The sequence below is a fragment of the Segatella copri genome, assembly GCF_015074785.1.
GTDB lineage: Bacteria > Bacteroidota > Bacteroidia > Bacteroidales > Bacteroidaceae > Prevotella.
In genome coordinates this window covers 1,757,970-1,770,304 of record NZ_CP042464.1, presented here as the reverse complement: position 1 = coordinate 1,770,304, position 12,335 = coordinate 1,757,970, and the positions used below count along the sequence as shown (strand labels likewise).

At 46.0% G+C, this 12,335-nt stretch carries 6 protein-coding genes; 4 read left to right on the top strand and 2 right to left on the bottom strand.

Annotated features, from left to right (window positions below; all coding sequences use genetic code 11):
* Positions 1-47: 47 nt before the first annotated feature.
* The 4 genes from FO447_RS07750 to FO447_RS07735 all read left to right on the top strand — a co-directional run bounded on the left by FO447_RS07750 (position 48) and on the right by FO447_RS07735 (position 6,829).
* Positions 48-806: a lysophospholipid acyltransferase family protein gene (locus FO447_RS07750; protein WP_118085475.1), complete on the top strand. Its 759-nt coding sequence runs from the start codon at positions 48-50 to the stop codon at positions 804-806.
* A 94-nt stretch (positions 807-900) separates the two neighbouring features.
* Positions 901-1,641: a polyprenol monophosphomannose synthase gene (locus FO447_RS07745; RefSeq protein ID WP_006847253.1), complete on the top strand. Its 741-nt coding sequence runs from the start codon at positions 901-903 to the stop codon at positions 1,639-1,641.
* A gap of 49 nt (positions 1,642-1,690) precedes the next feature.
* Complete coding sequence (gene mfd, locus FO447_RS07740; RefSeq protein ID WP_200758352.1) at positions 1,691-5,101, top strand: transcription-repair coupling factor; 3,411 nt, start codon at positions 1,691-1,693, stop codon at positions 5,099-5,101.
* Positions 5,102-5,467: 366 nt separating this feature from the next.
* Positions 5,468-6,829 (top strand): TrpB-like pyridoxal phosphate-dependent enzyme, encoded by a 1,362-nt coding sequence (locus tag FO447_RS07735; RefSeq protein ID WP_117691571.1) that lies wholly within the window; start codon positions 5,468-5,470, stop codon positions 6,827-6,829.
* 184 nt (positions 6,830-7,013) lie between these two features.
* Here the strand turns inward: FO447_RS07735 and FO447_RS07730 are convergent, their stop codons facing one another.
* Complete coding sequence (locus tag FO447_RS07730) at positions 7,014-7,568, bottom strand: glutathione peroxidase (RefSeq protein ID WP_006847257.1); 555 nt, start codon at positions 7,566-7,568, stop codon at positions 7,014-7,016.
* 707 nt (positions 7,569-8,275) lie between these two features.
* Positions 8,276-12,277 (bottom strand): hybrid sensor histidine kinase/response regulator transcription factor, encoded by a 4,002-nt coding sequence (locus FO447_RS07725; RefSeq protein WP_200758350.1) that lies wholly within the window; start codon positions 12,275-12,277, stop codon positions 8,276-8,278.
* Between the last annotated feature and the right edge of the window lie 58 nt (positions 12,278-12,335).

Sequence of the window (12,335 nt, the reverse complement as noted above, 5' to 3'; positions counted from 1 at the left end):
TTGAATGTTAAATGTTGAGTGTTAAATTATTCATTCTTAAATAAAAAATGAAGTACTTATATCGTCTGTATCAACTTGTAATATGCTTGCCTATCCTGTTGGTAGCTAGTGTTTTAACCAGTTTAACTACTGTTTTGGGATGCATGCTGGGTAATGGGCATTTCTGGGGCTATTATCCTGGTAAGTATTGGTCCTGGCTTTGGGTCCGCATCCTCCTTCTGCCTGTAAAAGTAGAGGGACGTGAGCATCTCAAGAAGAACCAGAGTTATGTTTTCGTGGCCAATCATCAGGGCGCTTTCGATATCTTCCTGATTTACGGCTTCCTGGGCAGAAACTTCAAGTGGATGATGAAGAAGGGCTTGCGCAAAGTGCCTCTCATCGGTATTGCCTGTGAGTATGCGCACCACATCTTTGTAGACAAGAGCGGACCTTCGAAGATCCGTGCTTCTTATGACCGTGCTCGCGAGGTGCTCAAAGAGGGCATGTCGCTGGTGGTATTCCCAGAGGGTGCCCGTTCGTTTACGGGGCACATGGGCGTGTTCCGCCGCGGCGCTTTCATGCTTGCCGATGAACTGCAGTTGCCGGTATGTCCGCTTACCATTAATGGCAGTTTTGATGTGAAGCCTCGCATGAAGGACATCTACTGGGCTTTCTGGCATCCTCTGAAGCTCACCATTCATGAGCCTATCGAGCCGATTGGCAAGGGAGCTGACAATATCAAGAACCAGATGAATAAGAGCTATGAGGCGATCATGAACGGACTTGACAAGAAATATCAGGGTTTTGTAGAGAATCCGGACCAATAATTTCGGATTTTCGCTTGTTATTTCAAAAATAAGTTGTAATTTTGCATCTGTATTACATTATATAGAATCAGAATCATTAAAATTATAAGAAGTTATGAGTGATAGCATAGTAATCATTCCTACATATAATGAGAAGGAAAACATCGAGAAAATCATCCGTGCTGTCTTCGGTCTCGAAAAGCAGTTTGATATCCTCGTTATCGATGACGGAAGTCCTGACGGTACAGCTGCCATTGTTAAGGGCTTGATGGCTAATGAGTTTGCCGGTCGTCTGCATATCCTGGAGCGTTCGGGTAAGCTCGGTTTGGGTACAGCCTATATCATGGGCTTCAAATGGTCATTGAAGCAGGGCTATGACTTCATCTTCGAGATGGATGCCGACTTCAGTCATGATCCTAATGATTTGCCTCGTCTCTATGCGGCAACTCACGATGAGGGGTATGATGTGGCTGTAGGTTCAAGATATATTTCGGGTGTGAACGTGGTCAACTGGCCTATCGGGCGCGTATTGATGAGCTATTTCGCTTCTAAATACGTACGTATCGTAACCGGATTTAAGGTGAATGATACCACAGCTGGATTCGTCTGCTACCGACGTAAGGTGTTGGAAACCATAGATTTGGATGCTATCCGCTTCAAGGGCTATGCTTTCCAGATAGAGATGAAATATACGGCTCATCGAATAGGTTTCAAGATCAAGGAGGTGCCTGTCATCTTTGTTAACCGTCGTGAAGGTGTGAGCAAGATGAGTGGTGGCATCTTCGGTGAGGCTTTCTTTGGCGTGATGCGACTGCGCCTGGATGGCTGGTTCAAGAAATATCCGAAGAAGGATTAATACTCTGTAATCACTACTCAGTAATCAGTAATCACTAATCAGTACTTGGATGGAAATCCAAAAGATAGAAAAAACATACGGGCGTTCGCCACAGGCGGATGCCCTCTTTGATTTGATGGGGAAGAAGTCGGTTCATTCCATTTTTCTCCAGGGTTTGCTGTGCTCTTCGGCTCCGATGTTCTTTGCTTCTCTGCAGGGGAAGAAGAGGCGTTCGGTACTCTTCGTGCTGGATGATGCCGATGAAGCAGGCTATTTTTATCACGATCTCACTCAGATGATGGGGCAGGAGAAGGTCTTCTTCTTTCCTTCCAGCTATCGGCGTGCCGTGAAATACGGGCAGCGTGATGCAGCGAACGAAATCCTACGTACAGAGGTGCTGGCGCGCCTCTCTTCGGGAGGACATTTCCTGGTAGTCACTTATCCCGATGCACTGGCAGAACTCGTTGTGGCTAAGCAGAATCTGGATGAACGGATAATGAAACTGGCTGTAGGCCAGCAGATTGCCCAGACCGATGTAGTTCATACCCTGCGCGATTTCGAACTCAAAGAAACCGATTATGTTTATGAACCGGGCCAGTTTGCCGTGCGTGGAAGCATCCTCGATGTCTATTCCTACAGCTGCGAATATCCGTTCCGTATCGACTTCTTCGGCGATGAGATTGACACCATCCGTACCTTTGATGTAGAGACCCAGCTCTCGCAGGTGAAGCGCACAGAGATAGAAATCGTGCCCGAACTCGCCCATATCGAGAGCAACAAGCAGTGTTTCCTCAATTTCCTCTCCGAAAGTACGCCAGTCGTGGCGAAAGACCTTTCTTTCGTTTGCGACCGCATCGGTCAGATCTATACTGAAGGCTTCTCATCGCAGAGCCTTACCGAGCAGCTGGAGGGAGCTACTGAGGTAGAGGCAGAGCGCATCAGACATGACATGAAGACCGAGCTCAACCTCGTTTCTCCGCTCGATTTCAAGAAGGCAGTAGCGGCTCATCTCCGCATCGAGTTCGGCAAGGTCGCTCCGTCAGAGAGTTCGGCAGTGATACCTTTCAATATCGCTCCACAGCCTCTTTTCCATAAGAATTTCAATTTGCTTTGCCAGACTCTGGAGGATTTCCTGCTCCAGGGTTACACCTTATATATATTGGCAGATAGCCAGAAGCAGCAACAGCGCCTGAAGGATATCTTTGAAAGCGAAGAGCTGAAGCGCTACGCCATCCGTTTTACACCGGTAGACAAGACGCTTCATGAAGGCTTTACTGACCATGACAAGAAGTGCTGTTTCTTTACCGATCATCAGATTTTTGACCGTTTTCATAAATATAACCTGCGCTCAGATAAAGCGAGAGCCGGCAAGATGGCACTCACCATGAAGGAACTGCAGGAGATGGAAGTGGGAGATTTTATCGTGCATGTAGACTTCGGTATCGGCAAGTTCGGCGGTCTGGTTAGGGTTCCTACGGGCAACAGCTATCAGGAAATGATCCGCATCGTCTATACGAACAATGACAAGGTGGATGTTTCTATCCACTCGCTTTATAAAATCAGCAAATATCGCCGCAGCGATACCGGTACTCCGCCTCGCCTGTCTACACTGGGTACAGGTGCCTGGGATAAACTCAAGGACAAGGCTAAGAAGCGAATCAAGGACATTGCGCGCGACCTCATCAAACTCTATGCCCAGCGCCGACGGGAGAAGGGATTCGCCTTCAGTGCCGACAATTATCTGCAGCATACGCTGGAGGCTTCCTTCCTGTATGAAGATACGCCAGACCAGAATAAGGCTACTCAGGAGGTAAAGAAGGATATGGAGAGCGGCAGACCGATGGACCGTCTGGTTTGTGGCGATGTGGGCTTCGGCAAGACTGAGGTTGCCATCCGTGCAGCCTTCAAGGCAGCGTGCGACAGCAAGCAGGTTGCGGTGCTGGTGCCTACTACCGTTCTGGCTTTCCAGCACTATCAGACTTTCAAAAAGCGTCTGGAAGGCATGCCTGTAAGGGTAGACTATCTCAGTAGAGCCCGTACAACGAAGGAAACCAGAGAGGTGCTTGACGCCCTGAAAGGGGGTAAGATTGATATCCTCATAGGTACGCATAAGCTGATATCAAAGACCGTGAAATGGCATGACCTGGGACTGCTCGTCATCGATGAAGAGCAGAAGTTCGGTGTGTCTACCAAAGAGAAACTCCGTCAGCTCAAGGTAAATGTCGATACACTCACGATGAGTGCCACTCCGATTCCGCGAACCCTCCAGTTCTCTCTGATGGGCGCCCGGGATATGAGTATCATGCGCACTCCGCCACCTAACCGTTATCCGATTCATACCGAACTGGTAACGTTTAGTAGTGAAGTTATCTGCGATGCCATCAATTTCGAGATGAGCCGAAACGGACAGGTTTATTTCGTATGCGACAGAATATCCAAGCTTCCGGAGCTCAAGATGCTCATCGAGAAGCATATCCCAGACTGTAGGGTAGCAATCGGTCACGGACAGATGAAGCCTGAGGATTTGGAGAAAATCATCATGGGCTTTATCAATTACGATTATGATGTACTGCTTTCTACCACTATTGTAGAGAATGGTATCGACATTTCCAATGCCAATACGATTATCGTGAGCGATGCTCATCACTTCGGATTGAGTGACCTGCATCAGATGCGTGGACGCGTAGGAAGAAGCAACAAGAAGGCTTTCTGCTATCTGATGGCGCCACCTAAGAGTGCACTTACTCCTGAGGCGCGTCGCCGTCTGGAGGCGCTGGAGACGTTCAGCGAACTGGGTAGCGGCTTCAATCTCGCCATGCAGGACCTGGATATCCGCGGTGCGGGTAATCTGCTGGGCTCTGAGCAGAGCGGTTTTATGGAAGATCTGGGTTATGAAACCTACCAGAAGATTCTCTCTCAGGCTGTCACAGAGTTGAAGAACGAGGAGTTCTGTGATCTTTATCAGGAGAAGATGGATGAAGGTGCCCAGCTTACGGGTGATGATTTCGTTGACGATTGTGGCATAGAGAGCGATCTGGAGATGTATTTCCCTCAGACTTATGTGCCTGGTGACAGTGAGCGCATGCTTCTTTATCGTGAACTGGACCGCCTGGAGAGCGATGATGAAGTAGAAGCTTACCGCAAGCGTATGATAGACCGTTTTGGTCCTGTGCCTCATGAAGCAGACGAACTGATGCATGTGGTAGGTCTGCGTAGGGTAGGCAAGAAGCTAGGTTGCGAGAAGATTATTCTCAAGCAGGGCTATATGCAGATGCAGTTTGTAAGCAATGTAAACAGTCCGTTCTACAGAAGTCAGATGTTTAACCGCATACTCGCTTACGTTACCAGTCATATTCAAGATTGTGTTCTGAAGGAAAAATTCAACAAGCGAATGCTTCGCATCAATGATGTGAAGACAGTAGGGCAGGCTGTAAACCTGCTGAATCAGATATCGCAGATAGATTTAGGTAATGAAAAGTAATCAGTTTATTGCATAAAAAAACATTGGAATCCCAATATCCCTATTGAGTTCCAATGTTTTATTTTTTGTATAAGTAAAAGATGATGATAAGCGTTTCACAACGCATGTTGAATTTTTCTGTTGCAAAGATACTATTTTTCATTATAATATTGGGTGTAATATTTGGTATTTTGTGGGGTAATATTTGATTAAATTTATAAAAATGACACTGAAAATACACTTATGTAACAAATAATACCTGTAGAATGAACTATTTTATTGGATAAAAATAAAAAATAGTGGAAAAACACATAAAAAAGTTCTTTATTTCATTTTTTATTTGTACCTTTGTTCAGGCATACAACAATTTTAAACATATATATAAACATGAGACAGAAAAAGTACATCTTAAGCGAGCAGGAACTTCCTACTCAGTGGTACAACATTCAGGCAGATATGCCTAACAAGCCATTGCCACCATTGAACCCTCAGACACACCAGCCAATGAATGCTGATGATTTGTCACACGTATTTAATAAGGAGTGCTCAAAGCAAGAACTTGATACAGAGCACGCTTGGATTGATATTCCGGAAGATGTGCTGGAGAAGTACACCTTCTACCGTTCAACCCCTCTTGTACGTGCTTATGCCCTTGAGGAGGCACTCGGTACTCCGGCGCATATCTACTTCAAGAATGAGAGTACCAATCCGTTAGGCTCTCATAAAATCAATTCAGCCATACCTCAGTGCTACTACTGTAAGCAGGAGGGTGATACCAACGTCACTACAGAGACTGGTGCAGGACAGTGGGGTGCAGCCCTCTCTTATGCAGCAAAACTCTACGGCCTGGAGGCAGCAGTTTATCAGGTAAAGATTACCATGCAGCAGAAACCATACCGTTCCAGCATCATGCGTACGTTTGGAGCCACAGTAGAGGGTTCTCCTTCCATGAGTACACGTGCCGGTAAAAATATCATCACACGTGATCCTCATCATCCTGGTTCGCTCGGTACGGCTATCAGTGAGGCTGTTGAGCTGGCTACTACAACACCAGGCTGTAAATATACACTGGGTTCCGTGCTCAATCATGTGGCACTTCACCAGACCATCATCGGTCTAGAGGCAGAGAAGCAGATGGCGATGGCAGGTGAGTATCCTGATCAGGTGATTGCTTGTTTCGGTGGTGGTAGTAACTTTGGTGGTATTGCCTTCCCATTCCTCCGTCACAACTTCACAGGCGAGCGCCATACTGAGTTTATTGCTGCAGAGCCGGAGAGCTGTCCTAAGCTGACTCGCGGTAAGTTTGAGTATGATTTCGGTGATGAGGCAGGTTATACTCCATTGCTGCCAATGTTTACTTTGGGTCATGATTTCAAGCCAGCCAACATTCATGCAGGTGGTCTCCGTTATCATGGTGCGGGCATGATTATCTCCCAGCTTCTGAAGGATGGTTACCTGCATGGTGTAGATATCCCTCAGCTGGAGTCATTCAAGGCGGGTATGCTCTTTGCACAGACCGAGGGTATCATTCCTGCTCCAGAGAGCTGTCATGCGATTGCAGCCACTATACGTGAGGCTCTGAAGGCTAAGGAAGAGGGCAAGGAGAAGGTTATCCTGTTCTGCCTCTCAGGCCATGGTCTTATCGATATGCCGTCTTACGATAGCTATATTAATGGCGATTTGCACAATTATTCAGTAAGTGATGAAGAAATCCAGCAGTTCCTCAAGGATGTGCCAAAGGTTGACTAATAGTTAACAGTTAATAGTTTATAGTTTATAGCAAACAGTTGACAATTATTCCTTGCGATATATTGAAATAACGATATCACATATAAAAGAAGCCAGGCTGCGAAAAGCAACCTGGCTTTTTATTTAGAGATTCTATTCTCTTTTTTTAGAAATTCTATTCTCAGTTCGAGACTTCTATCTTTCATTAGAAGTTCAACCACTCTTCGATAGCCTTAGCGATGACATCGAAGCTTGTGGTAGGCTCGAAGCGGGCTACAACCTGACCCTTCTTGTTAACGAGGAACTTGGTGAAGTTCCACTTGATATCGGCACTCTCCTTGTAGTTAGGATCAGCCTCGCTCAACATCTTGTCGAGAACAGGGTAGAGAGGGTGGCTCTCGTCCCAACCAGCAAAGCCCTTACATTCTTTCAGAAATTTGAAGAGAGGGGCAGCATCGTCTCCGTTTACCTTGATCTTCTTGTAGCGCTGGAACTCTGTGCCGTATGTAAGCTTGCAGAACTGATGAATGCTTTCATCTGTACCAGGGGCTTGCTGACCAAACTGGTTGCAAGGAAAATCAAGTATTTCGAAACCTTGAGAATGATAGGTCTCATAAAGTTTCTCCAGTTCCTCATACTGAGGTGTGAAACCACACTTTGTGGCGGTGTTAACGATGAGCAGCACTTCGTTGGCATACTCCTTGAGGGAAACATCCTTTCCCTTTCTGTCTTTAACAGAAAATTCGTAAACAGTTCTCATTTTTTTTATCTTTATGTATGTGTTATCTATATTTCCGATCTCAACTTATATGATCTAGAGTGCAAAGATACTACTTTTCTCTTAGAATACTTCAATAGTTTTTTTAAAAATTCTAAAAATCGAACAAAATCATAGATGAAGGAATGAGCGTAATATATATAATGTAGATAGTATCGCAGTTAAGAGTATATAGATTCCGTAGATAATTGGGTTTGTGAATAGAAAGGTGTGTAGATTATAAGACTACATAACGGCCTGCATGAAAGATGGAAAAATAAAAAATGCAGGATTTTCACAAACCCTGCATTCCTTTTTCTTTACCTCTTTTTCCTCAAAAAAACAAAGAAAAAGAGGTTTACGATTAATCTATCATTTAACTTTTCTAAGAACTTGTTGCAAAGGTACTACATTTTCTTGTAACACCAAACTTTTTCTCAGCTTTTTTTCAGTAAAAAGGGAAAATTAATCAAATACCCCCCCATTTTTATACTTTTTTGCAATATTCGGTCAAAAAACTAAGCAAAACGGCTCAATTTTATGACTATTCTGCTTTTTTCCTTGCTTGAACGTTTTGCTGTGTACGATAACGAAGAAGGCTGTGCCCGACAACAACTGAAGATATGTTCTGTAATATGTATTATTTTTTGTCAAAACAGATAAAAGCAGCCATCAGTAATGATGACTGCTTTCATCTGTAATTATGCGGGCTATCCCTGCGTTCTGTTTCGGTATTCAGTAGGCACGATACCCGTTTCTTTCTTGAATACCTTCGAGAAATACTTAGGGTCGGTGAAACCTACTGCGAAGGAGATACTGGTCAGAGTATTGTCTGTATTGCGCAACATCTCGCATGCCTTCTTGATACGTATATGGCGAACGAAGTCTACCGGTGTCATTCCAGTTGTTGCTTTCACCTTATTATATAGTACGCTTCGGCTCATACCGATTTCGTTCGAGATGTCATCAATCTTGAGTCCCGGGTTGCCTGCATTTTCAACAACAAACCAGAAGACACGCATCATGGTTCTGTCTTGAATCTGTGCCGCCATAAATGCCAGTTCGCTGCTTGGGTCAACCGCTTTGTTCTCGGCACTAGTTTCAGCCTGGTTAAGAGCAGGCAGAGGAGCTGCTGTAGGCAGTATTCGTAGGGCTGCTATGGCATCTTTATCGCCAGTTTCCTTCAGTTTTCTGATGACATCCATCTGAATGTTGCGGCGCTGGGTGAGGATAGCCTCTATTCTGCCGAGCAGATAAGGGGTAGAGAATGGCTTGGTGATATAGGCAACAATACCTTCATCAAAGCCTCGCTGCTGGTCTTCTACGCTTGCCTTGGCCGAGAGAATCATCACTGGGATGTTGTTGAGGGTGGTATCCTGCTTGATCTCGTGAATCATCGACAAACCATCCATCACAGGCATGGTAACGTCCGTGAGGATAAAGTCTGGTATCTCCTTGCGGACCATCACTAAACCAGCCTTTCCGTTCTCTGCGAGCAGCACGTTATAGGTAGGCGAGAGGATGCTGTAGAGGAACTTGCGCAGGTCGGCATTGTCTTCTACTACCAGTATCGTCTGGTCTTTTTGTTCCGCTTCTTCCTGTGCAGTTTCCTGTTCCTTGCCCATTTCTTCCAGGCGTTCAGCCTCTGCATCCTTTTCTTCTTTCTGTTTGTTGGTTCCTTCCAGATAGTCAGATGCATTGTGGTCGTCAATCTGGCCATTCGCTTTTTCTCTTTCTGCCAGGTCGTAATCTTCCTCGGTCAGACCGCTGTTCGTATGGAAGTCTGCCTTGTTGCCGTATCTCTGAACCTTGTCCAGCATTACCAGCATCTCGTTAGCATTGTCTGCTATCATTCTCAGCAGTTCCTTGCCCTTTCGGGTGATACCCGGCTCGGTATCCAGAATGGTTCTTACCGGGGCTCCGATGAGCGTTAGTGGGGTTCTCAGACGGTTGGCAGCATCGTTGTAGAGTTCGTTCTTCAGCACGCTCATCTCGTGGGTTATGTTCTCGCGTTGGCGCTGGTTGTAGGTATAGAAGATTGCGCCTACGATACCGAAGAGCAGGAGCAGCATGAGAAACTTGCCCCAGATGCTTTCCCAGAAGGTAGGGCGCACTTCGATAGGCAGTTCTGCCACATACTTGCTCCATACACCATGCGAGTTGGTGGCTCTCACCTTGAGTACGTAATCGCCATGATTGATACGGTTGAAGCCGATGACATTGCTGCTTCCGTTCGATATCCACTCGCCTGGAGCTGTATAACCATCTATGCGATAGAGGTATCTGGTCTGATACTTGCGCTGATAGTCGAGTGATGCGAAGGTGATGGTCAGATTTCGTTTGTTGGCTGGAATCACCACTTTTTCCTTGTGCAGGATAGGTTCCGACTCCTTCTCTCCGCTATAATGGAGGGAACTGAAGATGACTTTAGGCTGGTAGTTGCTCTTCTTCAGCGTAGCCGGATTGAAGGTAATCAGTCCCATAGGGCTACCTACCGATATGTTGTTGCTTGCCGGATCGTGGTAAGGGCGGCTTTGCGAGAACGACATGTTGAAGTCGAAGTCGTTAGGTCCGAACACGTTGCACTGGCCCGTTTTCGGGTTTACGCAGTCGATACTCGATTCTCTGATTACCCAGATTCTTCCCTGGTTGTCTTCTACCATGCCCTGTACGATGCCTTCGTTAACATCGATGGCATGGAAGTATTTCATCTTCAGGTTGTCTTGCAGGAGCGATTTGCTCACAATCTCTTCCATCATACCGCCCTGTTGCGAGATATACATCTTGCCGCTGGTATGCTCCATGATGCTGTTTACATCGTTTGCAGCCAGACTTGTTGTATCGTTCGGTATGTAATAGGTCTTGTAATAATTAATCTTCCTTGCGTTTGTAAAGGCATCACTGAAGGTGATGAGACCATCTGTAGTACCTACGAGAATGGTTCCCGAAGTGGTGCAGCAGATGCGGCGTACGCAGTCGTAATGCTGCTTCTCCCAAGGCAGTCCGTTTCGTTTACTGATGAAGCTGATACTGCCGTCTGCCGCCTCATTTACCAGGGCAATACCGCCACCATAGGTACCTATCCAGATGCGTCCGGTGCGGTCGGCTACGATGTCGAATACCTTGTCGAATGGCAGTGAAGCGGGGTTGTTTGCATCGTAGGTAAAGTGTCTTACCTGCATTTTGTCTATCAGATATACACCGTTTCCGTTGGTTCCTATCCATGTTCTTCCCTTGATATCGAAGTGGATGGCGAAGATGCCCGTTTCGGCGAAGTTTACCTGCTGTGGCACAATCTGTCCGCTTGGCGAAAGGTATCCGATACGCTGGTAGGTGGCGTTGAGTACCTGGATTACTCCATTGTGATAGCCTGCCCAGATATGTCCGTCTGGCGATGCATTCACCGAGAACACTTCGTCTTCGCCCACATCCAGCTTGTTGATAATGTAAGGGTGATATTTGAAGACTACCTGTGTCAGGTCGTGAGAGCCTGTCAGCCAGAGGATTCCCTGGTCTGAGAGTACATATTTCGTAATCTTCGGTATGCGGTAGTTGCCCGATGAATTGCTTTTCAGCAGATAAGGCACCAGTTTTCCTGCCTTGCGGTCAAAATAACTGAAGGTTCCTCCTCTTGGCACTACCCAGAGGGTCTTGTGTTCATCTTGTGTGATGAAATTGCTTTCGCAGGTTGTGCGGTCCATCGGGTCGTCCTGGTCGGCAAAGAGCCACTGTTTCTGTCCGGTCTTCGGATTGACGAGGGTTACTCCCATGCCGTCAGTGAATGCCCATACCATGCCGAAATCATCGGTATAAATCTTCTTTACCTCTGCCAGAGGCTGACTCGGGCTCTGTACGTTGATGACATCAAACTTGAAGGTGCGCGGGTTATAGATGATCACACCCAGATTGGTTGCTATCAGGAGCTGGTAACCTGTATTTTTCAGTTGGTTGATACGGGTTACGCCTTCTGGCATTGGTATCATGGTGAGTCGGTTCTGCAGGTCATATTTTGCCAGTTTACCATCTTCAGTTGCCAGGAACTCATCTTCTCCCACCCCTCTGAGCCATTTGAAAGGCAGCTGGCTTGGGAATTTCGAGTTGTATATGTATGCGCCTTTGTCGGTAAGCACCCATTCTCTTCCGTGTATATCTCGATGGATGTCCCATACATTTCCGCTTCTGAGTCCCTTTTCTCCTTCTTTTATGAGTTCTATATTCCGTTCATCAAAGGTTCTGCCTGTTGATCGGATGATGTATTTTCCATCTTCTGAAGTAAACCATGTAGCTCCGTTTTTCAATGGGTATACCTGGCTCACGCGCAGGTCGATGTTGAACAGTTCGCTGAATTTCTGTCCTACAGCAAAGAACTGGCAGAAGTGGGTATCGTATATGTAGAGCTGGTGGTCGTATGTGATACACCATACGCTGTTGTTATAGGATGGTTCTATTTTCAGTATACGATTGGTTGACAGGACATCAATATCATCGGGGTTATCTCTGAATGTATGGAAGCTGTAGCCGTCATAGAACGACAGTCCGTTCCATGTACTGAACCACATGAGGTTGTCTTTACCTTGTTTCAGGTCTGAGATGGTATTGGCTGCGAGTCCGTCTGTGATAGAGAATTTTCTCACATCGCAGTAGGGTACTGCTGCTGTCATGATAGTAGAGAGCAGTCCTAATAAGGTGATATATAATTTTCTTTTCATCATTTTTTATTCGTATACGTTTATTAATCGCAACAAAGGTAGTGAAAATAAATGAGATATC

Bases quoted from the DNA above. Each gene is read 5' to 3' on its own strand.
- FO447_RS07750 (WP_118085475.1), top strand. From the start codon at position 48: ATGAAGTACTTATATCGTCTGTATCAACTTGTAATATGCTTGCCTATC.
- FO447_RS07745 (WP_006847253.1), top strand. From the start codon at position 901: ATGAGTGATAGCATAGTAATCATTCCTACATATAATGAGAAGGAAAAC.
- mfd (WP_200758352.1), top strand. From the start codon at position 1,691: ATGGAAATCCAAAAGATAGAAAAAACATACGGGCGTTCGCCACAGGCG.
- FO447_RS07735 (WP_117691571.1), top strand. From the start codon at position 5,468: ATGAGACAGAAAAAGTACATCTTAAGCGAGCAGGAACTTCCTACTCAG.
- FO447_RS07730 (WP_006847257.1), bottom strand. From the start codon at position 7,568: ATGAGAACTGTTTACGAATTTTCTGTTAAAGACAGAAAGGGAAAGGAT.
- FO447_RS07725 (WP_200758350.1), bottom strand. From the start codon at position 12,277: ATGATGAAAAGAAAATTATATATCACCTTATTAGGACTGCTCTCTACT.